Source organism: Pseudomonas sp. P110(2024), from assembly GCF_057480795.1.
The window spans coordinates 438847-465142 of the sequence record NZ_JBLIYT010000003.1 but is presented as its reverse complement, the minus strand read 5'-3'; the positions used below and the strand labels follow the sequence as shown (position 1 = coordinate 465142).

General features: G+C 64.6%; 25 protein-coding genes and 1 pseudogene. 15 read left to right on the top strand and 11 right to left on the bottom strand.

The annotated features are described in order from the left end of the window. Positions 1-45: 45 nt before the first annotated feature. Positions 46-258 carry a DUF3079 domain-containing protein gene (locus tag AC25ND_RS07305; RefSeq protein ID WP_028688484.1) on the top strand — a complete coding sequence of 71 codons (213 nt, stop codon included), beginning with the start codon at positions 46-48 and terminating at the stop codon, positions 256-258. A gap of 101 nt (positions 259-359) precedes the next feature. Here AC25ND_RS07305 and AC25ND_RS07300 read toward each other — a convergent pair. From AC25ND_RS07300 to serA, 6 genes and pseudogenes are all read right to left on the bottom strand, one after another. Next, a pseudogene (locus AC25ND_RS07300) lies at positions 360-759 on the bottom strand (type II toxin-antitoxin system HicB family antitoxin); the annotation flags it as partial. 118 nt (positions 760-877) lie between these two features. Next, positions 878-1423 (bottom strand): phosphonate degradation HD-domain oxygenase, encoded by a 546-nt coding sequence (locus AC25ND_RS07295; RefSeq protein ID WP_062359802.1) that lies wholly within the window; start codon positions 1421-1423, stop codon positions 878-880. A 91-nt stretch (positions 1424-1514) separates the two neighbouring features. Further along, positions 1515-2537, bottom strand: coding sequence for a putative 2-aminoethylphosphonate ABC transporter substrate-binding protein (locus AC25ND_RS07290; RefSeq protein WP_062359804.1), 1023 nt, complete (start codon positions 2535-2537; stop codon positions 1515-1517). 30 nt (positions 2538-2567) lie between these two features. Next, positions 2568-4292 (bottom strand): putative 2-aminoethylphosphonate ABC transporter permease subunit, encoded by a 1725-nt coding sequence (locus AC25ND_RS07285; RefSeq protein ID WP_069015881.1) that lies wholly within the window; start codon positions 4290-4292, stop codon positions 2568-2570. A gap of 1 nt (position 4293) precedes the next feature. Continuing rightward, positions 4294-5352 (bottom strand): putative 2-aminoethylphosphonate ABC transporter ATP-binding protein, encoded by a 1059-nt coding sequence (locus AC25ND_RS07280; RefSeq protein WP_486976200.1) that lies wholly within the window; start codon positions 5350-5352, stop codon positions 4294-4296. A gap of 185 nt (positions 5353-5537) precedes the next feature. After that, positions 5538-6767, bottom strand: a complete 1230-nt coding sequence (gene serA, locus AC25ND_RS07275; protein ID WP_028688490.1) for a phosphoglycerate dehydrogenase — start codon at positions 6765-6767, stop codon at positions 5538-5540. A gap of 172 nt (positions 6768-6939) precedes the next feature. Here serA and AC25ND_RS07270 point away from each other — a divergent pair, with 172 nt between their 5' ends. The 4 genes from AC25ND_RS07270 (at position 6940) to AC25ND_RS07255 (ending at position 11092) form a co-directional block, all read left to right on the top strand. Continuing rightward, the gene (locus tag AC25ND_RS07270; RefSeq protein WP_486976199.1) at positions 6940-8337 is read left to right on the top strand and encodes an FAD-binding oxidoreductase; all 1398 of its coding nucleotides are present in this window, start codon (positions 6940-6942) and stop codon (positions 8335-8337) included. Positions 8338-8362: 25 nt separating this feature from the next. Continuing rightward, entirely contained in the window at positions 8363-9028 is a 666-nt protein-coding gene (locus AC25ND_RS07265; RefSeq protein ID WP_028688492.1) for a fumarylacetoacetate hydrolase family protein, read from the top strand. A 151-nt stretch (positions 9029-9179) separates the two neighbouring features. After that, a complete protein-coding gene (locus AC25ND_RS07260) occupies positions 9180-10100 on the top strand; it encodes an SdiA-regulated domain-containing protein (RefSeq protein ID WP_069015882.1) in 921 nt (306 codons plus the stop codon). 86 nt (positions 10101-10186) lie between these two features. Further along, positions 10187-11092, top strand: a complete 906-nt coding sequence (locus tag AC25ND_RS07255; RefSeq protein ID WP_486976198.1) for an SdiA-regulated domain-containing protein — start codon at positions 10187-10189, stop codon at positions 11090-11092. A gap of 71 nt (positions 11093-11163) precedes the next feature. On the opposite strand, the gene rpiA is transcribed toward AC25ND_RS07255, so the two are convergent. Then, positions 11164-11838 (bottom strand): ribose-5-phosphate isomerase RpiA, encoded by a 675-nt coding sequence (gene rpiA, locus AC25ND_RS07250; protein ID WP_011536226.1) that lies wholly within the window; start codon positions 11836-11838, stop codon positions 11164-11166. Positions 11839-11971: 133 nt separating this feature from the next. On the opposite strand from rpiA, the gene ilvA reads away from it, so the two are divergent. Beyond that, a complete protein-coding gene (gene ilvA / locus AC25ND_RS07245; protein ID WP_028688495.1) occupies positions 11972-13486 on the top strand; it encodes a threonine ammonia-lyase, biosynthetic in 1515 nt (504 codons plus the stop codon). A 72-nt stretch (positions 13487-13558) separates the two neighbouring features. Then, positions 13559-13984 (top strand): DUF2269 family protein, encoded by a 426-nt coding sequence (locus AC25ND_RS07240; RefSeq protein WP_028688496.1) that lies wholly within the window; start codon positions 13559-13561, stop codon positions 13982-13984. 32 nt (positions 13985-14016) lie between these two features. On the opposite strand, the gene AC25ND_RS07235 is transcribed toward AC25ND_RS07240, so the two are convergent. After that, positions 14017-14673 (bottom strand): histidinol-phosphatase, encoded by a 657-nt coding sequence (locus AC25ND_RS07235; RefSeq protein ID WP_028688497.1) that lies wholly within the window; start codon positions 14671-14673, stop codon positions 14017-14019. 141 nt (positions 14674-14814) lie between these two features. On the opposite strand from AC25ND_RS07235, the gene AC25ND_RS07230 reads away from it, so the two are divergent. Together AC25ND_RS07230 and ptsP are read left to right on the top strand one after the other, a co-directional pair. Continuing rightward, positions 14815-15294, top strand: a complete 480-nt coding sequence (locus AC25ND_RS07230; RefSeq protein ID WP_028688498.1) for an RNA pyrophosphohydrolase — start codon at positions 14815-14817, stop codon at positions 15292-15294. A gap of 22 nt (positions 15295-15316) precedes the next feature. Beyond that, a complete protein-coding gene (ptsP, locus tag AC25ND_RS07225) occupies positions 15317-17590 on the top strand; it encodes a phosphoenolpyruvate--protein phosphotransferase (protein ID WP_028688499.1) in 2274 nt (757 codons plus the stop codon). 95 nt (positions 17591-17685) lie between these two features. Here ptsP and AC25ND_RS07220 read toward each other — a convergent pair whose 3' ends face one another. Further along, the gene (locus AC25ND_RS07220; RefSeq protein WP_182321925.1) at positions 17686-18432 is read right to left on the bottom strand and encodes an NRDE family protein; all 747 of its coding nucleotides are present in this window, start codon (positions 18430-18432) and stop codon (positions 17686-17688) included. A gap of 131 nt (positions 18433-18563) precedes the next feature. On the opposite strand from AC25ND_RS07220, the gene AC25ND_RS07215 reads away from it, so the two are divergent. Genes AC25ND_RS07215 through AC25ND_RS07205 form a run of 3 tightly spaced genes read left to right on the top strand, consistent with a single transcriptional unit; the run spans position 18564 to position 21192 of the window. After that, positions 18564-19346 (top strand): sulfite exporter TauE/SafE family protein, encoded by a 783-nt coding sequence (locus AC25ND_RS07215; RefSeq protein ID WP_486976197.1) that lies wholly within the window; start codon positions 18564-18566, stop codon positions 19344-19346. 16 nt (positions 19347-19362) lie between these two features. Next, the gene (lgt, locus tag AC25ND_RS07210) at positions 19363-20172 is read left to right on the top strand and encodes a prolipoprotein diacylglyceryl transferase (protein ID WP_050707398.1); all 810 of its coding nucleotides are present in this window, start codon (positions 19363-19365) and stop codon (positions 20170-20172) included. 48 nt (positions 20173-20220) lie between these two features. Continuing rightward, the gene (locus AC25ND_RS07205; RefSeq protein WP_028688503.1) at positions 20221-21192 is read left to right on the top strand and encodes a thymidylate synthase; all 972 of its coding nucleotides are present in this window, start codon (positions 20221-20223) and stop codon (positions 21190-21192) included. 141 nt (positions 21193-21333) lie between these two features. Here the strand turns inward: AC25ND_RS07205 and cadR are convergent, their stop codons facing one another. Continuing rightward, complete coding sequence (cadR, locus tag AC25ND_RS07200) at positions 21334-21777, bottom strand: cadmium resistance transcriptional regulator CadR (protein WP_028688504.1); 444 nt, start codon at positions 21775-21777, stop codon at positions 21334-21336. Between the two features lie 111 nt (positions 21778-21888). On the opposite strand from cadR, the gene AC25ND_RS07195 reads away from it, so the two are divergent. Both AC25ND_RS07195 and AC25ND_RS07190 read left to right on the top strand, forming a co-directional pair. Beyond that, on the top strand, positions 21889-24120 hold the full coding sequence (locus AC25ND_RS07195; RefSeq protein WP_486976196.1) for a heavy metal translocating P-type ATPase: 2232 nt from the start codon (positions 21889-21891) through the stop codon (positions 24118-24120). A 32-nt stretch (positions 24121-24152) separates the two neighbouring features. Beyond that, positions 24153-25022, top strand: a complete 870-nt coding sequence (locus AC25ND_RS07190; protein WP_028688506.1) for a LysR family transcriptional regulator — start codon at positions 24153-24155, stop codon at positions 25020-25022. A gap of 65 nt (positions 25023-25087) precedes the next feature. On the opposite strand, the gene AC25ND_RS07185 is transcribed toward AC25ND_RS07190, so the two are convergent. Continuing rightward, entirely contained in the window at positions 25088-25564 is a 477-nt protein-coding gene (locus AC25ND_RS07185) for a DUF4399 domain-containing protein (protein ID WP_062359824.1), read from the bottom strand. Between the two features lie 228 nt (positions 25565-25792). On the opposite strand from AC25ND_RS07185, the gene AC25ND_RS07180 reads away from it, so the two are divergent. After that, positions 25793-26275: a transporter substrate-binding domain-containing protein gene (locus AC25ND_RS07180; RefSeq protein ID WP_028688508.1), complete on the top strand. Its 483-nt coding sequence runs from the start codon at positions 25793-25795 to the stop codon at positions 26273-26275. The last annotated feature ends 21 nt before the right edge of the window (positions 26276-26296 follow it).

The following is a 26296-nucleotide window of genomic DNA, read 5'->3' as shown; positions in this document are numbered from 1 at the left end:
GCGCGGCATAGCCTGAGCGCAGGCATTCACTTCATGGAGGGAAACATGGCCAAGCGATTTCCCAGCAACCCCAGCCATCCCGAACGGATCTGCTGGGGCTGCGACCTGTACTGCCCGGCCAAGGCACTGGCATGCGGCAACGGCGCGGACCGGACCATGCATCCGGTGGAGTTGTTCGGGGAGGATTGGAACCAACTGGACGATCACCTCGACAGGCCAATCGACCCCCACCCGGATCGCCAATCAAACGCAGGTTGATCCGGCCCTTAAAACTACAGATCTCGATCGGACTGAAACGATGGCGAATTGTGCGTCAGCGTGCGCCTACCGTTGGACGCGAGCGCCCGATCACTTGCACCCTGCAAGATCCTGAGCGCCGCTTCGGCCAGGAAGCCCGAACGGCTCTTGTGCTCCGGATGGTTCTGCACGTACGCGTCGATGCGGGTGAGCAAGTACGCCGGCAGCGTGATGTTGAGCTTCTCGGCCTTGCCCAGGTAACGGGTGATGTCGATGTCGATCAGCGCCCAGGTACAGCCGGCATAGGCCGGATTCGCCGCGTGCACGCTGACCAGGCTGGCCTTGGGAATCTGCTGCTGGTCCTGGGCCAGCAGTTCGAGGTGGCCTTCGATGGCCTCGCGGGCCATGGCAATTGCGTTGTCGAGGTCCTCGCCGGCCGAGAAACAGCCTGGAATATCAGGGACTTCCACACCCCCTGGCATGTTTATCGTCACCGGGGAGAATCGCAATGGGGAACAACATGGTGATAGGTCTCCTCGTCGCGACGAGTGGGCTGCCAGGAGGGGAAGTATGGTAAGAGGCACAGCATGAGCATCTGGAGAAGTGATGCGGGATCTTGCGGAAAGGGAAAACGGATCGATCAAAGTACCGCCAGCGCCTTTCTCTTCAGCACCTCCAGGTCCATCACGGGCACACCGGTCAGCTTCGCCATCTCGTCCCACTCACGCAGGCGCAGACTCACCCGGAACAGAGGATCGGCCTCGAACGCGTCGGCTTCGCTGTTGTTCATCACCCCACCCTGGTAGGCCAGCGTGCGCCGGCTGGCCTCGCTCAGGCGAGCGTAGTAGCCGGGCTGGCGCAAGGTCAGGTAGCGCTTGGCCTCGACGTGATACTGCACCAGCCGCGCCAGTCGCTCGCTGAAACCGCAGCGGCGCAGGTACTCGGCGCCGATGCGCTCATGGCTGACGATGCCATAGCCGCCCATGTCCTCGCCCTCGCACAGGTGGCCGATGTCGTGGAAGAAGGCAGCGAGGATCACTTCGTCGTCGTAGCCCTCATCCATCGCCAACTGGGCGGCCTGGGACATGTGCTCGACCTGGGTGATGGCTTCGCCGATGTAGTCGGCGCTGCCATGACGGTCATAGAGGGCAAAGATGTCGCTGACAATCTGGGAGGATGTTGCCATCACGCGGGCTCCTGTTCTGACGGATCTGACGCCGTAGCGGGGCAAGCCCGCTCCCACGATCTTGCAGGAACAGGCTCGCTGCGCGAAGGCTTTACTGCTGGACGACCTTCTCGGACTTGCCGTCGTAGCGCTTGCGCCACTCACTGAGGATCTGGTCGCGGTTCTTCGAGGCCCAGGCAAAGTCGTTCTTGATCAGGCGCTGCTCGTAATCGGCCGGCAACTCGGTCTGCGGCTTGGCGATGCCCGGCGCGGCGAGCACGGCGAAGTTCTCCTTGTACAGCTCCATGGCCGCGGGGCTCGCGGAGAAGTCGGCCAGGCGCCTGGCGGCATCGGCCTTCGGCGAACCCTTGATCACCGCGGTGGCTTCGATCTCCCAGCCCAGGCCTTCCTTGGGCAGCACGATATCCAGCGGCGCGCCCTGGCGCTTGAGCTGCACGGCCGGGTACTCGAAGGAGATGCCGATCGGGAATTCACCGGCGGCCGCCAGCTTGCACGGCTTGGAGCCGGAATGAACGTACTGGCCGATGTTCTGGTGCAGCGCATCCATGTAGGCCCAGCCCTGCGGTTCGCCGAAGGTCTGCAGCCAGGCGCTCACATCCAGGAAGCCGGTGCCGGACGAGGCCGGGTTGGGCATGACGATCTTGCCCTTGTATTCAGGCTTGGTCAGGTCCTGCCAGCTCACCGGCTTGCTCAGGCCCTGCTTCTCGGCCTCGACGGTGTTGAAGCAGAGAGTCGCGGCCCACACGTCCATGCCCACCCAGGCCGGCGGGTTGGCGGCGTCGCGATAGTTGGCCGAGATCTTGCCCAGGTCTTTCGGCGCATAGGCCTCGAGCATGCCGTTCTGATCGAGGATGGCCAGGCTGGAAGCAGCCAGGCCCCACACCACGTCGGCCTGCGGACGGTCCTTCTCGGCCAGCAGCTTGGCGGTGATGATGCCGGTGGAGTCGCGCACCCACTTGATCTCGATGTCGGGGTTGGCCTTTTCGAAAGCCTGCTTGTAGCGCTTGAGCTGCTCGGCCTCGAGGGCGGTGTAGACGGTCAGCTGGGTCGCGGCCGAGGCCTGCAGGCTGAAGACAGCGGATACGGCAGCGGCAAGTGCGAGGGGCTTGAACATGATGCGGTTCCTATCAGTGTGGGCAGTCGGTCAATGGCCTGGGGCGCGCTGGCGCCAGGCCTGGGAGCGGCGCAGCAGGCCGCGTGAGGCACCGGCCAGCAGCAAGGATGCGGCAGCGCTGGTGAGCAGGATCAGGGTCGACATGGCGGCGGCACCGCCGACGTTGCCGGCGTCGTCCATGTTCAGCACGGCAACGGCGGCGAGGATGGTGTCGGGGCTGTACAGGAAGATCGCCGCCGACACGGTGGTCATGGCCGAGACGAACAGGTAGCGAATGATGTCCAGCAGCGCCGGCAGGCAAATCGGCACGGTGACCCGCATGAAATGCCTGTACAGCGGCGCCTTGAGCGACAGCGCGGCGGCCTCGAACTCGCCATCGAGCTGGCGCAGTGCGGTGGTGGCGGTCATCTGCGCGGTGGTCAGGTAGTGGGCGATGGTGCACACCACCAGCAGCGCCATGCTGCCGTAGAACACATGCAGCGGGTTGCCGTTGAGGTTGAAGAAGAACACGTAGCCCAGGCCCAGCACCAGGCCGGGCACCGCCATGGGAATAAAGCTCAGCAGGCGCAGCAGTTGGTTGAGCAGGCGCTGCCCCTGGGCCTTCTCCATCAGGTAGGCGCCGGTGAAGATCACCACGCTGCCGATCAGCGCGGTGCCGATGGCCATGGTCACGCTGTTGCGATAGGCCAGCCAACCACCACCGGCGGTGTCCTCGAACATGTAGTGCTTCAGCGACAGCGACAGGTTGTACGGCCAGAACGTGACCAGCGACGAGTACACCGCCATGCCGATCACCGCCAGCAGTGCCGCGCACACCAGCAGCACGATGGCCAGGAAGCAGCCATCGCGCAGCCGCGACGGCTTGGGCTCGAACACCTGGGCACGGCCGCTCATGGCGTCGCCCTGGCGGCGACGCAACCAGGCATCGACGGCGAAACTGAGCAGCGCCGGCACCAGCAGCACCATACCGATCAGCGCGCCACGACCGAACTGCTGCTGGCCGACCACGGCCTTGTAGGCTTCCAGGGCCAGCACCTGGTAATCCCCACCTACCACGACAGGCACGCCGAAATCGGTGATAGTCAGGGTGAACACCAGGCAGAACGCGGCGAACACCGCCTGGCGCGTGGCCGGCCAGGTGATGCTGAAGAATGCCCGCGCCGGCCCAGCCCCCATGCTCGAGGCGGCGTCGAACAGTCGCGCGTCGGCCAGCGACAGCGCCGAAAGCAGGATCATCAGGGCGTGGGGGAAGGTGTAGATGGTCTCGCCGAGGACGATGCCCCAGAAGCCATAGATATTGTCGCTGAGCAGCCCGCGCAGCAGGCCTTGGTTGCCGAACAGGTACACCAGGGCGATGGCCGGCAGCATCGACGGCGCCAGCAACGGCAGCAGCGAGATGCCTCGCCAAAGGCCCTTGGCCGGAATCAGCGTGCGTTGCAGGGCATAGGCAAACAGGTAGGCCAGCGGCACGACAATGGCAGCGACGGTGAAGGCCACCGCCAGGCTGTTGCCGAGCAGCCAGTGGAAGTTCTCGCTGGCGAACAGCTCACGGGCCGCCGGCAGGCCGCCGCCCTGCCCGGCTTCAGCGCTGAAACCGCGCCAGAAGATCGCCAGCAACGGCATCAGCACCGCCAGCACCAGCAAGATCAGCAGCAGGCTCTTGCCACCGACCACGAACAGACGGTCCCCCAGAGCGACACCACTGCGAGGTGCGGCCTTGGTGGAGGTGAGCGGCAGGGTCATCGGCGCGGCCATCTCAGGTGAACACCTGCAGGCTCTGCGGCGGCAGGGCCACCCAGATGTCCTGCGAGCCCAGGCGCGGCATCGCCTCCGGCGCCAGCTCCGCAAGCAATGCGTGGCCCGGCAGGGCCTTGAACTCGAAGCTCATGCGGCAGCGGTTGCCGAGGAAAGTGATCTCGCGGACCTTGGCCGGGAACAGGTTTTCCTCGTGTACCACCGGGTTGACGGTGATCGCCTCGGGCCGGCAGAACAGCCGCCCACTGCTGGCGCCAGCGGCGTTGGCCGCCAGGCGCATGTGCAGGCCGCCGACCTGGGCATGGCTGTCGCCGCTGCGCTGGAACGGCAGCCAGTTGCCTTGGCCGACGAATTCGGCGACGAACGGCGTGGCCGGCTGGTCATAGATCTCCTGGGGCGTGGCGTACTGCTCGACCTGGCCGTTGTTCATCACGGCGATGCGGTCGGCCATCAGCATGGCCTCGTCCTGGTTGTGGGTGACCATCAGCGTGGTGATGCCAAGTTGACGCTGCAGCTGGCGCAGTTCGGTGCACAGGTGCTCGCGCACACGGGCGTCCAGCGCCGACATCGGCTCGTCGAGCAGCAGCAGCGACGGCGAGGGCGCCAGCGCTCGGGCCAGGGCCACGCGCTGCTGCTGGCCGCCGGACAGCTGGCCGGGGTATTTCTTCTCGCTGCCGGCAAGGCCGACCAGCTCGAGCATTTCACCGACCCGCTGGCGCGAGGCCTCACGGCTGCTGCCGGCCAAGCCGTAGGCGATGTTGGCCTCGACGGTGAGGTTGGGGAACAGGGCGTAGGACTGGAACAGGATGCCGTAGTCACGGGCCTGGGGTGGCAGCTCGGAGATGTCGCGTTCGCCGATGTATAGCGTCCCGCGGTCCTGGCGTTCGAGCCCGGCGATGCAGCGCAGCAGCGTGGTCTTGCCACAGCCCGACGGGCCGAGCAGGCACACCAGCTCGCCGGCGGCGATGTCGAGGGAGACGTCGTTGAGTGCGGTGAAGGCGCCGAAGCGCTTGTGGATACCGCGCACTTTCATCTGTGCGCCTGGCGTGGCGTCGTTCATGGCAAGGCCTCATCGAAGAGATGGGGCCATGCTAGGAAGGCTGTGAGACGGTTGTGTGGCGAGGGGGTAAAAACGAGTGATAGTGGTATTGGTGGATTTTTGTAGTGGCCCTTCTGGTTTTTAGCCGTTAGCCAAACAAAAAAGGGAGGCCACCAGGGCCTCCCGCTTTCATGACGCAGTGAAACTCAGAACAGTACGCGCGAGCGGATGGTGCCCTTCACGTGCTGCAGTTTCTCCTGGGCCAAGTCCGAGTACTCGGCGTCGACGTCGATGACCACGTAACCCACTTTCTCGTTGGTCTGCAGGAACTGACCGGAGATGTTGATACCGTTCTCGGCGAACACCTTGTTGATCTCGCTGAGCACGCCCGGGATGTTTTCGTGGATGTGCAGCAGGCGGTGCTTGCCTGGGTGGGCCGGCAGGGCCACTTCCGGGAAGTTGACCGACGATACGGACGTACCGTTGTCGCTGTACTTGACCAGTTTCTCGGCCACTTCCAGGCCAATGTTGGCCTGGGCCTCGGCGGTGGAACCACCGATGTGCGGGGTCAGGATCACGTTGTCCAGGCCGCGCAGCGGGCTTTCGAACTCTTCGTCGTTGGAGCGCGGCTCGACCGGGAACACGTCGATGGCGGCGCCGATCAGGTGCTTGTCCTTGATCGCGGCGGCCAGGTGGTCCAGCTCGACCACGGTACCTCGGGCGGCGTTGATCAGGATCGAGCCCTTCTTCATCGCGCGGATTTCCTTCTCGCCGATCATCCACTGGGTGGAAGGCAGCTCAGGCACGTGCAGCGAGACGATGTCGGCCAGGCCCAGCAACTCGTGCAGGCTGGTGACCTGTACCGCGTTGCCCAGCGGCAGCTTGGTCAGCGGGTCGAAGAAGTACACCTGCATGCCCAGGCTCTCGGCCAGGACCGACAGCTGGGTGCCGATCGAGCCGTAGCCGACGATGCCCAGCTTCTTGCCACGGATCTCGAAGGAGTTGGCCGCGCTCTTGATCCAGCCGCCACGGTGGCAGGAAGCGTTCTTCTCGGGGATGCCGCGCAGCAGCAGGATCGCTTCGGCCAGCACCAGCTCGGCCACCGAACGGGTGTTCGAGTAAGGGGCGTTGAACACGGCGATACCGCGCTCGCGAGCCGCTTCCAGGTCGACCTGGTTGGTGCCGATGCAGAAGCAACCAACCGCCACCAGTTTCTTCGCGCAGTCGAAGATCTCTTCGGTCAGTTGGGTGCGCGAGCGGATGCCGATGAAATGGGCATCGGCGATCTTTTCCTTCAGCTCGGCTTCCGGCAGCGAACCAGTGAGGTATTCGATGTTGGTGTAGCCGGCGGCCTTGAGGGTATCGACCGCGTTCTGGTGCACACCTTCAAGAAGAAGGAACCGGATCTTGCTCTTGTCGAGAGAAGTCTTGCTCATCTGCGTAAACCTGTATCCCGGAGAAAAATGGCGAAGAGGGGGTGAAGCGGCGCGGCGTCGGCCTTAGCACGAACAGCGGGGGGGCTATGCTAGCATACGCGACACAATCTGAGCTTATGCCGACAAGTGAAGCGTGCTCAGGGTGACTATGAATAAGTCGAGAGTTCCAGCGATGACCCAGTCTGCGGTAATTGATGAGCTGATGACCCTGGTCGACCCTGGCAAGGTCCTCACCGACCCGGCCTCGCTCGAGGCCTACGGCAAGGACTGGACCAAGCACTACCCGCCGGCTCCCACCGCCATCGTCTTCCCCAAGTCTGTCGAGCAGGTACAGGCCATCGTGCGCTGGGCCAACCGGCACAAGGTCGCCCTGGTGCCATCGGGCGGGCGTACCGGCCTGTCGGGCGCCGCCGTGGCCGCCCATGGCGAGGTGGTGGTGGCCTTCGATTACATGAACCAGATCCTGGCCTTCAATGAATTCGACCGCACCGTAGCCTGCCAGCCAGGGGTCGTCACCCGCCAGTTGCAACAGTTTGCCGAGGACCAAGGCCTCTATTACCCAGTGGACTTCGCCTCGAGCGGTTCCAGCCAGATCGGCGGCAACATCGGTACCAACGCTGGCGGGATCAAGGTGATTCGCTACGGCATGACCCGCAACTGGGTGGCCGGGTTGAAAGTGGTCACCGGCAAGGGCGAACTGCTCGAGCTGAACAAGGACCTGATCAAGAACGCCACCGGCTACGACTTGCGCCAGCTGTTCATCGGCGCCGAAGGCACCCTGGGCTTCGTGGTCGAGGCCACCATGCGCCTGGACCGCGCGCCGCGCAACCTCACCGCCATGGTGCTGGGCACGCCCGATTTCGACGCGATCATGCCGGTGCTGCACGCCTTCCAGGGCAAGCTCGACCTGACGGCCTTCGAGTTCTTTTCCGACAAGGGTCTGGCCAAGATCCTCGCCCGGGGTGATGTGCCCGCGCCGTTCGAAACCGACTGCCCGTTCCACGCCCTGTTGGAGTTCGAAGCCAGCACCGAGGAAGTGGCCAACGAGGCCCTGGCCACCTTTGAGCACTGCGTGGAGCAGGGCTGGGTGCTCGATGGGGTGATGAGCCAGAGCGAGACCCAGCTGAAGAACCTGTGGAAGCTGCGCGAGTACCTGTCCGAGACCATCTCGCACTGGACGCCGTACAAGAACGACATCTCGGTCACCGTGTCCAAGGTGCCGGCTTTCCTGCGCGATATCGACGCCATCGTCGGCAAGCACTACCCGGACTACGAAGTGGTCTGGTACGGCCACATCGGCGACGGCAACCTGCACCTGAACATCCTCAAGCCCGACCACATGAGCAAGGACGACTTCTTCGCTTCCTGTGCCAAGGTCAACAAATGGGTGTTCGAGATCGTCGAACGCTACAACGGCTCGATCTCCGCCGAGCATGGCGTGGGCATGACCAAGCGTGACTACCTGGGCTACAGCCGCTCGCCGGAGGAAATTGCCTGCATGAAGGCGATCAAGGCCGTGTTCGACCCGAACGGCATCATGAATCCGGGTAAGATCTTCGCTCCCGAATAAAAAGCAGTATTCACAGGAGTCGGCCATGAGTTACCAGCACCAGTACGTAGACGGCACGCGCATCCACTTCCCGCTGGGCAAGGTGGTGTGCATCGGCCGCAACTACGCCGAGCATGCCAAGGAACTGGACAACCCCATCCCCAGCGAGCCGCTGCTGTTCATAAAACCCGGCAGCTGCGTGGTGCCCCTGGAAGGCGGCTTCAAGATCCCGACCGAGCGCGGTTCGGTGCACTACGAAGCGGAGATCGCCGTGCTGCTGGGCAAGCCTCTGTCCACCCATCCCTCCGAGGAAGAGGTGCTCGACGCCATCTCCGGCTTTGCCCCGGCGCTGGACCTCACTCTGCGCGATGTGCAGGCGAAGCTGAAGGAAAAGGGCCTACCCTGGGAACTGGCCAAGTGTTTCGATGGCGCCTGCGTGCTGCCGCCGTTCGTGTCGGCCGGTACCTTCGAGGACCTGACCGATATCGGCATTCGTCTGACCATTAACGGCAAGGTACGCCAGGACGGCAACAGCGCGCTGATGCTCAACCCGATCGTGCCGATGATCCAGCATATGGCGGCGCATTTCTCCCTGCAGGCCGGCGATGTCATCCTCACCGGCACCCCGGCGGGCGTGGGGCCGTTCAATGTGGGCGATGAGCTGGTGCTGGAACTTCCGGGCGCGAGCCGGTTCGAAGGCCGGGTGCTCTGACCAAGATCGACGACGGCGCAATGCCGTCGTCGCCGCCCTTGCCGGTAGGATTTGTCGTTTTTTTCACAATTGATCCGGATAATTCGCTGTTTCCCGCTCCTTTGCCGACCGTGGCGACCACCCTGCCGCCTATTTCCAGGATCCCTGTCCGATGACCAATCCCCCCAGCGCATCCCTGCCGCCAAAGCGACGACTGATCACCCGCTGGTCGCTGTGGCTGCTTGCGCTGGCGATCATCGCCTATGGCCTGGTGGTGGCCATGCATTGGGATGACCGTGGCCTGCTGTGGATAAAGGAAGGCTTCGAAAGCCAGGCCGAGCGCCAGGAAAGCATCTGGCTGCCGGACTACGTGGTCGACATCGATGCCAAGCCGTTGCCGGGCATGGAGCGTGACGAAGCATCGGACCTCGCGTTCAATCCGCACACCCGCACCTTGTTCTCGGTCATGGGCAAGCACCCATTCCTGGTCGAGCTCACCCTTGACGGTGATGTATTGCGCAAGATTCCCCTGGTGGGCTGGTCGAACCCGGAAGGCGTGGCGGTACTCGAAAATGGCCAGGTCGCCATTGTCGACGAGCGCAACCATGACCTGACGCTGGTCAAGGTGGATGCCACCTCGACATCGCTGAACCGCGCCGACTATCCGTCCTATGACCTGGGCAATACCGAGGATGGCAACAAGGGCTTCGAAGCCATTGCCTGGGACCAGATCCGGCAGCGGCTGATCATCGGCGCCGAGCGGCCACCGAAACTGTTCATCTGGAGCACTGACGGCCAAGGCCCGCTCAAGGGCGACAAGCAACCGCTGCCCAGCGACGAATTGGACCTGCGCAACCTGTCGGCACTGGGCATCGACCCGCGCACCGGTCACCTGCTGGCACTGTCGGCGGACTCCAACATGCTGCTCGAACTGGACGAGAAGGGCGAGCAGGTCAGCTTCATGACCTTGCTCGGTGGCTTCAACGGCCTGGGTGACACCATTCCGCGGGCTGAAGGTGTGGCGATGGATGACAGGGGCAACCTGTACATCATCAGTGAGCCCAACCTGTTCTATCGTTTCAGGAAGCCCTGAACTGCCAGACTTTCCTGATGATGGCATTAAGCTTTGCTTCAGTTGATAGTGGTTAGCTACGCGCTCCTTTCGCCGAGTCCGTCCGCATGCGCCGCCACCTTCGCCTGATCTTCGCCTTCATCGTGCTTATTGTCCTGCTCGTCCTGGCTGCTGCCGGGCATGAGTTCCGCCTGTTCGAGCGCGGCTGGTTCAACCTCAAGACCTGGTGGCAACCGGCCGAACAAAGCATCGGCCTGGATCGCTACCGGGTGGCGATCGAAGCGCAGCCCATCGTCGGGCTGGACGACGACATCTCGGCGCTGACCTACGATCCCGACCGCAAGAGCCTGTTCACCGTCACCAATGCCCGCTCGGAGCTGATCGAGCTGTCGCTGGACGGCCGTATCCTGCGCCGCGTGCCGCTGACCGGCTTCGGTGACCCCGAGGCGGTAGAGTATGTGGGACCCAACAGCTACGTGATCACCGACGAGCGCCAGCAGCGGCTGATTCGCGTGCGCCTGGACGACGACACCCTGTTCCTCGACGCCAGCGATGCCGAGCAGCTGTCCCTTGGCATCGGTCTCAATGGCAACAAGGGCTTCGAGGGACTGGCCTACGACTCGGCGGGCAAGCGCCTGTTCGTGGCCAAGGAGCGGGATCCGATGATGATCTACGAGGTGCATGGTTTTCCCCATGACAACCCCGACAAGCCCTATGCCGTGCATGTGGTGCAGGACCGCAAGCGTGACCGGCGGCTGTTCGTGAGGGACCTGTCGAGCCTGCAGTTCGACGAACGCAGCGGGCACCTGCTGGCGCTGTCGGACGAGTCGCGGTTGGTGCTGGAGCTGGATGTGGAGGGCAGGCCGCTGAGCACGCTGTCGCTGCGCAAGGGGTCTCAGGGTTTGAAGCAGACCGTGCCGCAGGCGGAGGGGATTGCGATGGATGACGCTGGGACCATTTACCTGGTCAGCGAGCCGAACCTGTTCTATGTGTTCAAGCAGCCGGCTGATTGATTGCCTGGGCTGACGCTATCGCGGGGCAAGCCGGCTCCCACCGTGGGAGCGGGCTTGCCCCGCGATGAGGCTTACTCGGCCTTGAGGGTCTTCACGCCTTCTGCGGTCCCCAGCAACAGCACATCCGCAGGACGCGCCGCGAACAGGCCATTGGTGACCACGCCGACAATGGCGTTGATCTGGCTTTCCAGCTCCACCGGGTTGGTGATCTGCAGGTTGTGCACATCCAGAATGACGTTGCCGTTGTCGGTCACCACGCCTTCACGGTAGACCGGGTCACCGCCCAGCTTGACCAGCTGGCGCGCCACATGGCTGCGGGCCATCGGAATCACCTCGACCGGCAGCGGGAAGGCGCCGAGCACCGGTACGAGCTTGCTGGCGTCGGCGATGCAAATGAAGGTCTTGGCCACCGCCGCGACGATCTTCTCCCGGGTCAGGGCCGCACCGCCGCCCTTGATCAGGTTGAGGTGGGCGTCGCTCTCGTCGGCGCCGTCGACGTAGAACTCCAGCTCGCTGACGCTGTTCAGCTCGTAGACCGGGATGCCATGGCCCTTCAGGCGCTGAGCGGTGGCTTCGGAGCTGGCGACGGCGCCATCGAAGGCGGTCTTGTGCTGGGCCAGGGCGTCGATGAAGAAGTTGGCGGTCGAACCGGTACCGACGCCGACGACGCTTTTCTCATCCAGTTTCGGCAGGATGAGATCGACGGCGGCCTGGGCGACGGCCTGTTTGAGTTGGTCCTGGGTCATGCGGGCTCCGGGAGGGGCTGGGCGGATTTCAAAGTTGCCTAGTATAACGGCTCCGGCGGCTTTGCTGTGGTCGCCCGACGTGACGCTGCGGTAGACTCCCAGCCCTTGTCCCGCGGCCCAGTGATGCTTTCCGATGCTCGAACAGTACGTCAAGAAGATCCTCACCTCGCGCGTCTACGACGTTGCCGTCGAAACCCCGCTGCACAGCGCCGGGCAGTTGAGCAAGCGCCTGGGCAACACCGTGCTGCTCAAGCGCGAGGACCTGCAGCCGGTGTTCTCGTTCAAGATCCGCGGGGCCTACAACAAACTCGCGCAACTGAGCGCCGAGGAACTGGCCCGCGGCGTGGTCACCGCTTCCGCCGGCAACCACGCCCAAGGCCTGGCCCTGGCGGCGCGTGAGCTGGGGATCAAGGCGACCATCGTCATGCCCAAGACCACCCCGGAGATCAAGATCGAAGGCGTGCGCTCGCGGGGCGGCAAGGTGGTGCTGCACGGCGACACCTTCCCCGAGGCACTGGCCTACTCGCTGAAGCTGGTGGAGGAGAAGGGCTTCGTCTACATCCACCCCTACGACGATCCGCACACCATCGCCGGGCAAGGCACCGTGGCCATGGAAATCCTGCGCCAGCACCCGGGCCAGCTGGACGCGATCTTCGTGCCGGTCGGCGGCGGCGGGCTTATCGCCGGCATCGCGGCGTACGTGAAGTACTTGCGCCCCGAGATCAAGGTGATCGGCGTCGAGCCGGACGACTCAAACTGCCTGCAGGCGGCCATGGCCGCAGGCGAGCGCGTGGTGCTGCCGCAGGTCGGCCTGTTCGCCGACGGCGTGGCGGTGGCGCAGATCGGCCAGCACACCTTCGACATCTGCCGTCACCATGTAGACGAGGTGATCACCGTCAGCACCGACGAGATCTGCGCGGCGATCAAGGATATCTACGACGATACCCGCTCGATCACAGAACCTGCAGGCGCACTGGGCGTGGCCGGTATCAAGAAATACGTCGAGCTCAAGGGCGTTGCCGGGCAGACCCTGGTGGCCATCGACTCGGGTGCCAACGTCAATTTCGACCGCCTGCGCCATGTGGCCGAGCGCGCCGAACTTGGCGAGAAGCGCGAGGCGATCATCGCCGTGACCATTCCCGAGCGCCCGGGGAGCTTCAAGGCCTTCTGCGAAGCCATCGGCAAGCGCCAGATCACCGAGTTCAACTACCGCAAGCACACCTCGGACGAGGCGCATATCTTCGTCGGTGTGCAGACCCACCCCGAAACCGACCCGCGCGCGGCGTTGGTCCAGCAGTTGACCGAACAAGGCTTCCCGGTTACCGACCTGACCGACAATGAACTGGCCAAGCTGCATATTCGTCACATGGTCGGTGGCCACTCGGCCGGGGCCAGCGACGAGATGGTGCTGCGCTTCGAGTTCCCCGAGCGGCCGGGCGCGCTGTTCAACTTCCTCAACAAGCTGGGTGGGCGCTGGAATATCTCGATGTTCCACTACCGCAACCACGGCGCCGCCGATGGCCGGGTGGTCGCGGGCCTGCAGGTGCCGGAGGAGGAGCGCCACCTGGTGCCAGCGGCGCTGGCCAAGATCGGCTATCCGTACTGGGACGAGACCGAGAATCCGGCCTACCAGCTATTCTTGGGCTGAACACGCCAAACGGACCTCGTGGGAGCGGGCTAGCCCCGCGATGAAGCCACCAGCCAGAAGGACGATCACGAAATGGAACACCTGACCACCCTCAAGACCCTGCACATCCTCGCCACCGCCCTGTTGCTGCTGGGTGGCCTGGGCCTGGCGATCTGGACTGTCCGCGCCCGCCGCCAGGGCGATGCCGAGGCCTACGGCAAGCTGTTGCGCCGACCACTGGTGTTCATCTGGCTGCTGATGGGATTGTGCCTGGTGAGCATGCCGTTCACCGGCTGGTGGCTGGTGCACCTGGTCGGCTGGCCGCTGGGGCAGACCTGGGTGCTGGCGTCCAGCATCATCTATACGCTGGGCGCGTTTGCCGTGTGGTGGCTGGTAGTGCGGCTCAACCGGCTGCGCAAGGCTGAAACCGTGGGTTTGAAGTTCACCTTGGCATTAGCGCTGTTCAGTGGCGTCTGCTTCCTGTCCATTGCTGGCCTGATGGGCGCCAAGCCGATCTAGGCTCCGTGGGCTGCTTTGCAGCCCCGCCGATCTCAACGCCGAAGAGAAATCACCGGCCACCCCCGCCGCTCGGCCTCGGCCCGCAGCTTCGGATCCGGATCCACCGCCACCGGGTTCGCCACCACCTCCAGCAACGGCACGTCGTTCAGCGAGTCGCTGTAGAAGTAGCTGTCTTCCAGGTCGAACCCGTTCTCCAGCATCCAGCGCGCAAGCCGCGTCACCTTGCCTTCACGGAAACAGGGTATATCGGTACTGCGCCCGGTATAGCGCCCGTCCTGCGTTTCGCATTCGGTCGCCAGCAGTACGCGCACGCCCAGGCGGTGGGCGATCGGCGCGGTGACAAAGCGGTTGGTGGCGGTAATGATCACCAGTTGGTCGCCCGCCTCGCGGTGCTGCTGCAGCAACGCCAGGGCCTTGGGCAGGATGATCGGTTCGATGCAGTCGCGCATGAACTCGCGGTGCCACTGCTCCAACTGCGCGGGCTCGCTGGCCGCGAGGATTTCCATGGAAAAGGCCAGGTAGGCCTGCATATCCAGGGAGCCGTTGAGGTAGTCCTGGTAGAAAGCGTCGTTGCGTTGCTTATAGGCGATCGGATCGAGAATGCCCCGCTCGCATAGGTAGTCACCCCAGGCATGGTCGCTGTCGCCACCGAGGAGGGTATTGTCCAGGTCGAATAAAGCCAGGCGCATCGCGGTCACTCGCATCAGCCACGGGAGAGTCCCGCAGAATACGGAGTTTTCACCTCGCTGCACATAAGCTTGGCCGGCGCGTTGCTGCGCGCTCGGGCTTTGTGGAACAATGCGTTGACATGCGTTTGCGAGGTTGCTGCCGTGATCGACCCGGATGGTTTTCGCCCCAATGTCGGGATCATTCTCACGAATGATGCCGGGCAGGTGCTATGGGCTCGGCGGATCAACCAGGATGCCTGGCAGTTTCCCCAGGGTGGTATCAACCCTGACGAGACGCCGGAAGATGCCCTGTACCGCGAGCTGAACGAAGAAGTGGGCCTGGAGCGCCAGGATGTGGAAATTCTTGCCTGCACCCGTGGCTGGTTGCGTTATCGTTTACCCCAGCGCCTGGTGCGCACCCACAGCCAGCCACTGTGCATTGGCCAGAAACAAAAGTGGTTCCTGCTGCGCCTGGTGAGCAATGAGCAACGGGTGCGCATGGACCTCACCGGCAAACCGGAATTCGATGGCTGGCGCTGGGTCAGCTACTGGTATCCGCTGGGCCAGGTGGTGACATTCAAGCGCGAGGTATACCGCCGCGCCCTGAAAGAGCTAGCCCCGCGCCTGCTGACGCGCGACTGACGACGGAGTCCGACCCCGAGCCATGCTCAATACGCTGCGCAAGATCGTCCAGGAAGTGAACTCCGCCAAAGATCTCAAGACGGCGTTGGGTATCATTGTCTTGCGCGTCAAGGAGGCGATGGGCAGCCAGGTCTGCTCAGTCTACCTGCTCGACCCGGACAGCAACCGCTTCGTGCTGATGGCGACCGAGGGCCTGAACAAGCGCTCCATCGGCAAGGTCAGCATGGCCCCCAATGAAGGCCTGGTCGGCCTGGTCGGCACCCGCGAGGAGCCACTGAACCTCGAGAACGCCGCCGACCACCCCCGCTATCGCTACTTCGCCGAGACCGGCGAAGAGAAATTCGCCTCCTTCCTCGGTGCGCCGATCATCCACCACCGCCGCGTGGTGGGGGTACTGGTCATCCAGCAGAAGGAGCGCCGCCAGTTCGACGAAGGCGAAGAGGCCTTCCTGGTCACCATGAGCGCCCAGCTCGCCGGGGTTATCGCCCATGCCGAGGCGACCGGTTCGATCCGCGGCCTGGGGCGCCAGGGCAAGGGTATCCAGGAAGCCCGCTTCGTCGGCGTGCCGGGCTCTCCAGGCGCCGCCGTCGGCCGCTCGGTGGTGATGCTGCCGCCTGCCGACCTCGAGGTGGTGCCGGACCGCACCGTCGAGGACATCGACAACGAACTCAAGCTGTTCAACAACGCCCTTGAAGGCGTGCGCGAGGACATGCGCAAGCTGTCGGCCAAGCTCGCCACCCAGCTGCGGCCCGAAGAGCGCGCGTTGTTCGACGTGTACCTGATGATGCTCGAGGACGCCGCCCTCGGTGGCGAGGTGGTCGAGGTCATCAAGACCGGCCAGTGGGCCCAGGGCGCGCTGCGCCAGGTGGTCGGCGAGCACGTCAACCGCTTCGAGCTGATGGACGATGACTACCTGCGCGAGCGCGCCTCGGACGTCAAGGACCTGGGCCGGCGCCTGCTGGCCTACCTGCAGGAAGCCCGTTCGCAGTCGCTGGTCTACCAGGACAACACCATCCTGGTCAGCGAAGAGCTGACCCCGGCCATGCTCGGCGAGGTGCCGGAAGGCAAGCTGGTGGGCCTGGTCTCGGTACTGGGCTCGGGCAACTCCCATGTGGCGATTCTTGCCCGTGCCATGGGCATCCCGACCGTCATGGGCGTGGTCGACCTGCCCTATTCGAAGGCCGACGGCATCGAGATGATCATCGACGGCTACAAGGGCGAGGTGTTCACCAACCCCGGCGAGGTGCTGCGCAAGCAGTACAGCGATGTGGTCGAGGAGGAGCGCCAGCTGGCCCGTGGCCTCGACGCCCTGCGCGAGCTGCCGTGCATCACCCCGGACGGCCATCGCATGCCGCTGTGGGTCAACACCGGCCTGCTCGCCGATGTGGCCCGCGCCCAGCAGCGCGGCGCCGAGGGCGTCGGCCTGTATCGCACCGAAGTGCCGTTCATGATCAACCAGCGCTTCCCCAGCGAGAAGGAACAGCTGGCGATCTACCGCGAGCAGTTGCAGGCGTTCCACCCGCTGCCGGTGACCATGCGCAGCCTCGACATCGGTGGCGACAAGTCGCTGTCGTACTTCCCGATCAAGGAAGAAAACCCGTTCCTCGGCTGGCGCGGCATCCGCGTCACCCTCGATCATCCGGAAATCTTCCTGGTGCAGACCCGCGCCATGCTCAAGGCCAGCGAGGGCCTGAACAACCTGCGCATCCTGCTGCCGATGATCTCCGGCATCCACGAGCTGGAAGAAGCCCAGCACCTGATCCACCGTGCCTGGGGCGAGGTGCGCGACGAAGGCACCGACGTGCCGATGCCGCCGGTGGGGGTGATGGTGGAGATTCCCGCCGCCGTGTACCAGACCCGTGAACTGGCGCGCCAGGTCGACTTCCTCTCGGTCGGTTCCAACGACCTGACCCAGTACCTGCTGGCGGTCGACCGCAACAATCCGCGAGTCGCCGACCTGTACGACTACCTGCACCCGGCGGTGCTGCAGGCCCTGCAGACCGTGGTCAGCGTCGCCCACGAGGAAGGCAAGCCGGTGAGCATCTGCGGCGAGATGGCCGGTGACCCGGCCGCGGCGATTTTGCTGATGGCCATGGGCTTCGACAGCCTGTCGATGAACGCCACCAACCTGCCGAAGGTGAAGTGGATGCTGCGCCAGATCAACCTGGGCAAAGCCAAGGAACTGCTGGCCGACGCCATGAGCCATGACAACCCGCAGGTTATCCACAGCTCGCTGCAACTGGCGCTGAAGAACCTTGGCCTGGCGCGGATGATCGGGCCTAACAAGACCCTCTGATCGTCGGTACCGGCCTCATCGCGGGGCAAGCCCGCTCCCACAAAGTTGCTGCAAGAGCCTCGTGGGAGCGGGCTTGCCCCGCGATGAGGTCGGACTCACACCTCCAGGCTGACCTCGCCCAGGTGCCCGCCAAACGGCCCGTAGCTGCGCTCGACCATCCGCCGCCGCCCCTGGTCATCGACGATCAGCACCGTGCTCGCCCGCGTCCCATAGTTCTGGCTGGCGATGAACACACTCGACAGCAACCTTTCGGTGGTCAACCCCACGCCAGTCTCCGGCAGCTCACCATCCGACGCGGGCTGCGCATCGCCCAGCAGGGTCAACAGCCGTTGCGGATCGGCGGCCTCAAGCAAACTCTCAAGCCCGCTACGCGCCTTCACCAGCTTGGGCCACGGCGTATCCAGCCCGGCGTTCGAAAGCCCGTAGACCCCAGGCGCCAACAGACGCGGCGCGGCCTCACGGGCATGCAGGTAGCCCAGCCGCTCGCCATCGCCCACCAGCAGGTTGAACCCCGAGTACTGCCCACTGCGGCTGGCCACCTGGTCCAGGTAGGCCTCGACATCCAGCTCGCCCTGCAGGTACGCCGCCACCAGCTCGCCCCGTGAGCGCGGCCCCAGCGGCTGGCGCGGATCGCGGATGTTGGTCAGCGCGGCGAAGCGCCCGTTCGGCCCCACGCCAAGCCAGGTGCCGCCGGCCTCCAGGTCGCGCCCGGCATGCACCCCCGGCGCATCCTCCCAGGCCGCCAGGGCCTGTGTCGGCCGGGCATAGAACTCGTCGCGGTTGGCCGCGACGATCAGCGGCCGGGTCGTCCCCGGCCGCCAGGCGAATACGATCAGGCACATAGGTTGTCCCCTGTGTTTTTGGCCACTCTACCCGCGCCGCCGACCGCTATCCATCATCTGACACAGAGTTCACTAGAGCGCCGGGCTTGGCTTCCGTTACCATGCCGGATTGTTTTCCACTGGGGCCACGAATGGAATTCGCTCTCTATCTGCTGTTGGGCGCCTGCGCCGGCGTGCTGGCCGGGCTGTTCGGCGTTGGTGGCGGCATCATCATCGTGCCGGTGCTGGTGTTCAGCTTCACCCTGCAGGGCTTCGACCCTTCGGTGCTGACCCACCTGGCGGTCGGCACGTCGCTGGCGACCATCGTCTTCACCTCGATCAATGCCGTGCGCGAGCACCAGCGCAAGGGGGCGGTGCAGTGGCCGATCTTCGCCTGGATGACCGTGGGCATCCTGCTCGGCGCGCTGGTCGGGGCCAAGACCGCCTCGCTCATCCAGGGCCCGATGCTGCAGAAGATCATCGGCGTGTTCGCCCTGGTGATCGCCGCGCAGATGGCCCTGGACCTCAAGCCCAAGGCCAGCCGCGGCATCCCCGGCAAGCCCGGGTTGACCGCCGCCGGCGGGGTGATCGGCTGGGCCTCGGCCATCTTCGGCATCGGTGGCGGTTCGCTGACCGTGCCGTTCCTCACCTGGCGCAGCCTGCCCATGCAGCAGGCGGTGGCGACTTCGTCGGCCTGTGGCCTGCCGATCGCCCTGGCCAGTGCCCTGGGCTTCATGTGGCTGGGCTGGCACGAGGAACACCTGCCGGCCCACAGCCTGGGCTACGTCTACCTTCCGGCGCTGGTCGGCATCGCTGCCACCAGCATGTTCTTCGCCCGCTACGGCGCGCGTCTGGCGCACAAGCTGTCGCCGAGCGTGCTCAAGCGTCTGTTCGCCGCGCTGCTGTTCTGCGTCGGACTGAGCTTCCTTATCTGAACCTAGAGGAAAGACAATGCTGCCTTACCCGCAGATCGACCCGGTGGCCGTGGCCCTCGGTCCACTGAAAATCCACTGGTACGGCCTGATGTACCTGATCGGCATCGGCGGCGCCTGGCTGCTGGCCTCGCGCCGGTTGAACCGCTTCGACCCGACCTGGAGCCGCGAGAAACTCTCCGACCTGGTGTTCTGGCTGTCGATGGGGGTGATCGTCGGCGGGCGCCTGGGCTACGTGCTGTTCTACGACCTGCACCAGTACCTGGCCAACCCGACCTTGATCTTCGAGGTGTGGAAAGGCGGCATGTCGTTCCACGGCGGTTTCATCGGCGTGATGCTGGCCGCGCTGTGGTTCGGCAAGCGCAACAACAAGTCGTTCTTCGAGCTGATGGACTTCGTCGCGCCGCTGGTGCCGATCGGCCTGGGCGCCGGGCGTATCGGCAACTTCATCAACGCCGAGCTGTGGGGCAAGGCCACCGACGTGCCGTGGGCGATGGTGTTCCCACCATTCAGCGACCCGGCCCAGCTGCCGCGTCACCCGTCGCAGCTGTACCAGTTCGCCCTCGAAGGTGTGGCATTATTCGTCATCCTTTGGCTGTACTCGCGCAAGCCGCGCCCGACCATGGCCGTTTCCGGCATGTTCGCACTGTTCTACGGCATCTTCCGCTTCATCGTGGAGTTCGTGCGGGTACCCGACGCCCAGCTGGGCTACATCGCCTTCGGCTGGTTGACCATGGGTCAGTTGCTCTGCGTGCCGATGATCGTCGGCGGCATCTTCCTGATCTGGTGGGCCTACAACCGTAAGCCGTCGGCCAAGGCCACCGTCTGATTTTCACGGCAGGGGCGATCCCCCTGCCGTTCTTGCTACAGGTAAGCCATGAAACAGTATCTAGATCTGGTCCGTGACGTCATCGAAAACGGCACGCTGCAGGAAAACCGCACCGGCATCCGCACCATCAGCCTGCCGGGCGCCATGCTCAAGTTCGACCTGCAGAAAGGCTTCCCGGCCATCACCACGCGCAAGCTGGCGTTCAAGTCGGCGATCGGCGAGATGGTGGGCTTTTTGCGCGGCGTGAAGAACGCCGGCGAGTTCCGCGAGCTGGGCTGCAAGGTCTGGGACCAGAACGCCAACGAGAACGCCCAGTGGCTGGCCAACCCGTTCCGCCAGGGCCATGACGACCTCGGCGAGATCTACGGCGTGCAATGGCGCCAGTGGCCGGGCTACAAGCGCGTCCCGCTGAGCAACCCGGCAGCCATCGAGATGGCTGAAAAGGCCGGTTTCCGCCGTATCGCCCAGGACGAGGAAGACGGCCAGGCGTTCGTCATCCTGTACAAGGCCATCGACCAGGTACGCCAGTGCCTGGACACCATCGCCAACGACCCAGGCAGCCGACGCATCCTGTTCCACGGCTGGAACTGCGCCCAGCTGGATGAAATGGCCCTGCCGCCGTGCCACCTGCTGTACCAGTTCCACCCGAATGTCGAGACGAAGGAAATCTCCCTGACCCTCTACATCCGCTCCAACGACCTGGGCCTGGGCACGCCGTTCAACCTCACCGAGGGCGCGGCGCTGCTGTCGCTGTTCGGCCGCCTGACCGGCTACACCCCGCGCTGGTTCACCTACTTCATCGGCGATGCCCATGTGTACGAGAACCACCTGGACATGCTCAATGAGCAGATGAAGCGTGAGCCGTTGGCGGCACCGAAGCTGGTGATCAGCGACCGCGTGCCGGCATTCGCCGAGACCGGCAAGTACGAGCCGGAGTGGCTGGAGAAGATCGAGCCAAGCGACTTCTGGCTGGAAGGCTACGAGCACCATGCGCCGATGACCGCGCCGATGGCGGTGTAGCTTTTCAGATTGCCGGGGCTGCCTTGCAGCCCATCGCGACACAAGGCCGCTCCCACAGGTACGGTGCAGAACCTGAAACTGCGCTGTACCTGTGGGAGCGGCCTTGTGTCGCGAAAGGGGGGCGCAGCGCCCCCAGTACTTTCAATGCCCGTGGCTTCTGCCTACATGGGAATGCTCGGTTTCCGGCACCGTCACCGCCCCATTGGTCTCCAGTTGCTGGAGAATCGCGCACTCCGCCCCCTGCGCATTGCACCGCTGCCTCAACTCCACCAGCTGCGCCTGCAGCGCCACCAGCCCGTCGATCCTCGCCTGCACATGCTCGATATGTTCGTCGATCAGCGCATTGACGCTGCCGCATGAGCCGTCGGGGCTGTCGCGCAGGTTCAACAGGCTGCGGATCTCATCGAGGGTCATGTCCAGGGTGCGGCAGTTGCGGATGAAAGTCAGCCGCTCGACATGGGCCTGGGTGTAGAGCCGATAGTTGCCGTCGCTGCGGGCGGGCTCGGGCAGCAGCTGCTCACGCTCGTAGTAGCGGATGGTCTCCACGGCGCAGTCGGTGGCCTTGGCCAATTCTCCGATCTTCATGGCAAATCTCCAGCAGAGGGCTTGACCCTATAGTGGCTACAGGGTGTTCACTTGGCAACAACCCACTCTGCGGATTTGCGCAGAGGCCAGTGCTCAGTTAAGGATGATTCCATGAACCAGCCTGTCAGCCCCGACCACAAGCATGACCATGCGCATGACCATGAGCCCCACGCCCACAGCTGCTGTGCCAGCAAGGCTGCACCGGCCTTGGTGCAGCTGACCGAAAAGGCCAGCGCCCAGGCGCAGCTCAGTCGTTTTCGCATCGAGGCCATGGACTGCCCCACCGAACAGACCCTGATCCAGGACAAGCTGGGCAGGCTGGCCGGCATCGAGCAGCTGGAGTTCAACCTGATCAACCGTGTGCTTGGCGTGCGCCATACACTGACCGGCACCGCCGAGATCGAGCGGGCCATCGACAGCCTGGGCATGAAGGCCGAACCGCTGGCCGCCGAGGACGACGGCGGCGCCAATGCGCCCCAGGCGAGCAAGACCCGCTGGTGGCCGCTGGCCTTGTCGGGTGTTGCCGCGATTGCCGCCGAAGTCGTGCACTTCTCCGGCAAGGCGCCGGATTGGGTGGTCGCCGTGCTGGCCCTGGCGGCGATCCTCGGCTGTGGCCTGGGCACCTACAAGAAGGGCTGGATCGCCCTGAAGAACCGTAACCTCAACATCAATGCCCTGATGAGCATCGCCGTGACCGGCGCCGTGCTGATCGGCCAATGGCCGGAGGCGGCCATGGTCATGGTGCTGTTCACCATCGCCGAGCTGATCGAGGCACGCTCGCTGGATCGCGCGCGCAATGCCATTGGCGGCCTGATGCAACTGGCGCCAGACCTGGCCACCGTGCAGCAGGCTGACGGCCAGTGGCGCGAGCTCGACGTGCGCGAGGTGCCGATCGGCGCCCTGGTGCGGGTACGGCCGGGCGAACGTATCGGCCTGGATGGCGAGGTGGTCAGTGGCCAGTCCAGCGTCGACCAGGCGCCGATCACCGGCGAGAGCCTGCCGGTCGAGAAAGCCGTGGGCGACAAGCTGTTCGCCGGCACCATCAACCAGGCCGGTGCCCTGGAGTACCGCGTCACCGCCGCCGCCGGCCAGTCGACCCTGGCGCGGATCATCAAGGCCGTCGAGGAGGCCCAGGGCGCCCGCGCGCCGACCCAGCGCTTCGTCGACCAGTTCTCGCGCATCTACACCCCGGTGGTGTTCGCCGTGGCCCTGGCCGTGGCGGTGATCCCACCGCTGTTCATGGCCGGCGCCTGGTTCGACTGGATCTACCGCGCCCTGGTGCTGCTGGTGGTGGCCTGCCCGTGCGCGCTGGTGATCTCGACCCCGGTGACCATCGTCAGCGGCCTGGCCGCGGCGGCGCGCAAGGGCATCCTGATCAAAGGCGGCGTGTACCTCGAAGGCGGTCGCAAACTGGACTTCCTCGCCCTGGACAAGACCGGCACCATCACCCACGGCAAGCCGGTGCAGACCGACAGCAAGGTCCTCGACCCGCTGTTCGAAGGCCGGGCCCAAGCCCTGGCCGCCAGTCTGGCCGCCCGCTCCGACCACCCGGTGTCCGGTGCCATCGCCCTGTTCGCCAAGGAACAGGACCTGCCCTTGCGCGAAGTCACCGATTTCGCCGCCCTGGCCGGTCGCGGTGTGCGCGGTGATATCGGGGGCCAGACCTACCACCTGGGCAACCATCGCCTGGTCGAAGAGCTCGGCCTGTGCTCCCCGGAGCTTGAAGCGCAGCTCGATGTGCTGGAGCGCCAGGGCAAGACCGTGGTGCTGCTGCTCGACCGCTCCGGCCCGCTGGCGCTGTTCGCCGTGGCCGACACGGTCAAGGACAGCAGCCGCCAGGCCATCGCCGAACTGCACGAGCTGGGCATCAAGACTGTCATGTTGACCGGCGACAATCCCCACACTGCCCAGGCCATCGCCGCCCAGGTGGGGATTGATCGCGCCGAGGGCAACCTGCTGCCGGCGGACAAGCTGGCCAGCATCGAGCGCCTGTACGGCGAGGGCCATCGGGTCGGCATGGTCGGTGACGGCATCAACGACGCACCGGCCCTGGCCCGTGCCGAAATCGGCTTCGCCATGGCCGCCGCCGGCACCGACACGGCCATCGAGACCGCCGACGTGGCGCTGATGGACGACGACTTGCGCAAAATCCCGGCGTTCGTCAGGCTGTCGCGCCAAAGCGCGGCGATCCTCACCCAGAACATCGTGCTGGCCCTGGCAATCAAGGCGATCTTCCTGGCAATCACCTTTGCCGGCATGGCCACCATGTGGATGGCGGTGTTCGCCGACATGGGCGTGAGCCTGCTGGTGGTGTTCAACGGCTTGCGCCTGCTGCGCAAATAGGCGTCCGCAGCGCAGAACAGAGGTTATCCACAATGCTGAGCGCCGAGCTCAAAGCCTTCTACATGGTGGCCCGCCTGGGCAGCATCACCCTGGCGGCAAAGAAGCTCGGGCTCAGCCAGCCGACGGTGACCACGCAGATCCGCAATCTCGAAGGCCAGTACAACGTCGAGCTGTTCTACCGCGGTGGCCGGCGCCTGGTGCTGAGCGAGGAAGGCGTGCGCCTGCTGCCGATGGTCAAGGCACTGCTGCAGCAGGAGGCCGACATCGAGTTCGAGCTGCGCAACAGTGGCCAGGCCCAGGGCAGCCTGCGCATCGCCGCCACGGCGCCCTACTACATTCTCGACCTGGTGAAGATCTTCCGCGAGCGCCTGCCCCAAGTGGAAGTGGCGGTGGAAATCGGCAACTCGCAGCTGGTGCTGGAGATGCTCGAGGATTACCGGGTGGATATCGCCGCGTCCTCGCAACTGCTGGAAGATGCGCGCCTGGTGCGCCGGGTGCTGGGCACCGATCCGCTGGTGCTGGCGGTACACCGCAATCATCCGCTGGCCCAGCGTCAGGCGGTGTCCATCGACGTGGTGGCCGGGCATTGCCTGCTGATGCGCGAGCAAGGCTCGACCACCCGCAAACTGACCGAGCAGATGATGCAAGAAGCCAATGTGAAGGCCGGGGCCTTGCTGGAGATCGGCAGCCGCGAGTCGATTCGCGAGGCGGTGCTGCGCAACATCGGCATCAGCATCATTGCCCGCCACGAGGTGCCGCATAACCCGGAGCTACGGGTGCTGGCGCTGGAGGAGGCGCCGGTGATGCACGAGTACCTGTACTGCCTGAAGGAGCGGCGTCAGGCGCGATTGCCGGCGGCTTTTCTGGGCGTGGCGCAGGAAGTGGTTGGCTCGCAATTCTGAAACGCTTGCCCGTCTGCAATGCGCTCATCGCCGGCAAGCTGGCCGGCCGGCGATGGCGCGGCGGGTCACTTCACGTTGACGGTGATCTTCTGCGACTCGACGCTTGGCTTGAACGGCACGTGGTACTTGTCGCCCAGCACCAGCTGCAGGGTGTGCTTGCCCGGCGTGAGGGTGATGGTTGCCTCGGTCTGCGCCTTGCCGAAGTGCAGCACCTGCGGGCCTGCCGGCAGCGGCGCGTTGTTCTCGGGCATCAGGCTCGTGGGCAGCGGCTGGTCGGCCAGGGGCGCCTTGTCCACATCCACCAGCAGGTGGTGATGGCCAGAGTGCGGGGTCTGGTCGCCCGCGGGCTTGAGGTCCATGCCTTCGATGCCGAACTTGACGGTGAAGGTCTTGTCGACCGTGGCCCCATCAGCGGGGGAAACGATGAAGACCTTGGCGCCTTCCGGTGGCTGCTCGCTCTTCAGGGCATCCGCGGCACTGGCGAACACCGACGCCCCCATCAGCAGACCGGCGACGGCAGCACGCGAAAATAGGCTTTTCATTCACTTCTCCTGTGATTCACTTCAATTGACCGCTATCACTTAAAGGCAGTGTGGCGGTACTTCACCATAGTCCAACGCGACCGGGAGAGGTTCAAAAACAGGGACAGAAATATTTCAGGGCCGAAGAAAACCTTGCCGCGACCTGGAGGTCTTAGGCTGCGTTCGACCGGGGCAGACGAGAAAGCCACGGCGAATGCACTTCATCTGCCGAACAAGAAAGGGGTACTCATGCGTTTGACCATTGGCATTCTGCTGGCGGCACTGTTCAGCCCATTGGCCCAGGCCGAACTGATCGACGAAATCAACGACCGTGGCGAACTGCGCATCGCCGTGCTTGGCGACGCGCCGCCCTATGCGTTCAAGGAGAACGAACACCTGACCGGCTTCGAGATCGAGTTGGGGCAGGCCCTGGCCAAGGAGCTGGATGTGCGGGCCGAGTTCGTCGAGACGCCCGCCGATGAGGTGCTGCCTGGGGTGGAGAGCGGCAAATTCGACATGACCTTCAACCAGCAAGATGCCGAACTGAGCGACAAGCTCGACGCCATTCGGGCCCTGGCCGGCCAGAAATTGGTGATCCCGTACCAGAAGGGCAATCCAGCTTTCGAGACGGCTGTGAACAATGCCCTGCAGCGGATCGAGGATGATGGCCGTCTGGCCGACCTGGAAAGCAAATGGTTCAAGGGCACCAAGCAGGCGACCACCGGACAGTAACACCGCATCGCGGGGCAAGCC

Coding starts and splice junctions, on each gene's coding strand:
- AC25ND_RS07305 (WP_028688484.1), top strand. CDS start 46: ATGGCCAAGCGATTTCCCAGCAACCCCAGCCATCCCGAACGGATCTGC.
- AC25ND_RS07295 (WP_062359802.1), bottom strand. CDS start 1,423: ATGGCAACATCCTCCCAGATTGTCAGCGACATCTTTGCCCTCTATGAC.
- AC25ND_RS07290 (WP_062359804.1), bottom strand. CDS start 2,537: ATGTTCAAGCCCCTCGCACTTGCCGCTGCCGTATCCGCTGTCTTCAGC.
- AC25ND_RS07285 (WP_069015881.1), bottom strand. CDS start 4,292: ATGGCCGCGCCGATGACCCTGCCGCTCACCTCCACCAAGGCCGCACCT.
- AC25ND_RS07280 (WP_486976200.1), bottom strand. CDS start 5,352: ATGAACGACGCCACGCCAGGCGCACAGATGAAAGTGCGCGGTATCCAC.
- serA (WP_028688490.1), bottom strand. CDS start 6,767: ATGAGCAAGACTTCTCTCGACAAGAGCAAGATCCGGTTCCTTCTTCTT.
- AC25ND_RS07270 (WP_486976199.1), top strand. CDS start 6,940: ATGACCCAGTCTGCGGTAATTGATGAGCTGATGACCCTGGTCGACCCT.
- AC25ND_RS07265 (WP_028688492.1), top strand. CDS start 8,363: ATGAGTTACCAGCACCAGTACGTAGACGGCACGCGCATCCACTTCCCG.
- AC25ND_RS07260 (WP_069015882.1), top strand. CDS start 9,180: ATGACCAATCCCCCCAGCGCATCCCTGCCGCCAAAGCGACGACTGATC.
- AC25ND_RS07255 (WP_486976198.1), top strand. CDS start 10,187: ATGCGCCGCCACCTTCGCCTGATCTTCGCCTTCATCGTGCTTATTGTC.
- rpiA (WP_011536226.1), bottom strand. CDS start 11,838: ATGACCCAGGACCAACTCAAACAGGCCGTCGCCCAGGCCGCCGTCGAT.
- ilvA (WP_028688495.1), top strand. CDS start 11,972: ATGCTCGAACAGTACGTCAAGAAGATCCTCACCTCGCGCGTCTACGAC.
- AC25ND_RS07240 (WP_028688496.1), top strand. CDS start 13,559: ATGGAACACCTGACCACCCTCAAGACCCTGCACATCCTCGCCACCGCC.
- AC25ND_RS07235 (WP_028688497.1), bottom strand. CDS start 14,673: ATGCGCCTGGCTTTATTCGACCTGGACAATACCCTCCTCGGTGGCGAC.
- ptsP (WP_028688499.1), top strand. CDS start 15,317: ATGCTCAATACGCTGCGCAAGATCGTCCAGGAAGTGAACTCCGCCAAA.
- AC25ND_RS07220 (WP_182321925.1), bottom strand. CDS start 18,432: ATGTGCCTGATCGTATTCGCCTGGCGGCCGGGGACGACCCGGCCGCTG.
- AC25ND_RS07215 (WP_486976197.1), top strand. CDS start 18,564: ATGGAATTCGCTCTCTATCTGCTGTTGGGCGCCTGCGCCGGCGTGCTG.
- lgt (WP_050707398.1), top strand. CDS start 19,363: ATGCTGCCTTACCCGCAGATCGACCCGGTGGCCGTGGCCCTCGGTCCA.
- AC25ND_RS07205 (WP_028688503.1), top strand. CDS start 20,221: ATGAAACAGTATCTAGATCTGGTCCGTGACGTCATCGAAAACGGCACG.
- cadR (WP_028688504.1), bottom strand. CDS start 21,777: ATGAAGATCGGAGAATTGGCCAAGGCCACCGACTGCGCCGTGGAGACC.
- AC25ND_RS07195 (WP_486976196.1), top strand. CDS start 21,889: ATGAACCAGCCTGTCAGCCCCGACCACAAGCATGACCATGCGCATGAC.
- AC25ND_RS07190 (WP_028688506.1), top strand. CDS start 24,153: ATGCTGAGCGCCGAGCTCAAAGCCTTCTACATGGTGGCCCGCCTGGGC.
- AC25ND_RS07185 (WP_062359824.1), bottom strand. CDS start 25,564: ATGAAAAGCCTATTTTCGCGTGCTGCCGTCGCCGGTCTGCTGATGGGG.
- AC25ND_RS07180 (WP_028688508.1), top strand. CDS start 25,793: ATGCGTTTGACCATTGGCATTCTGCTGGCGGCACTGTTCAGCCCATTG.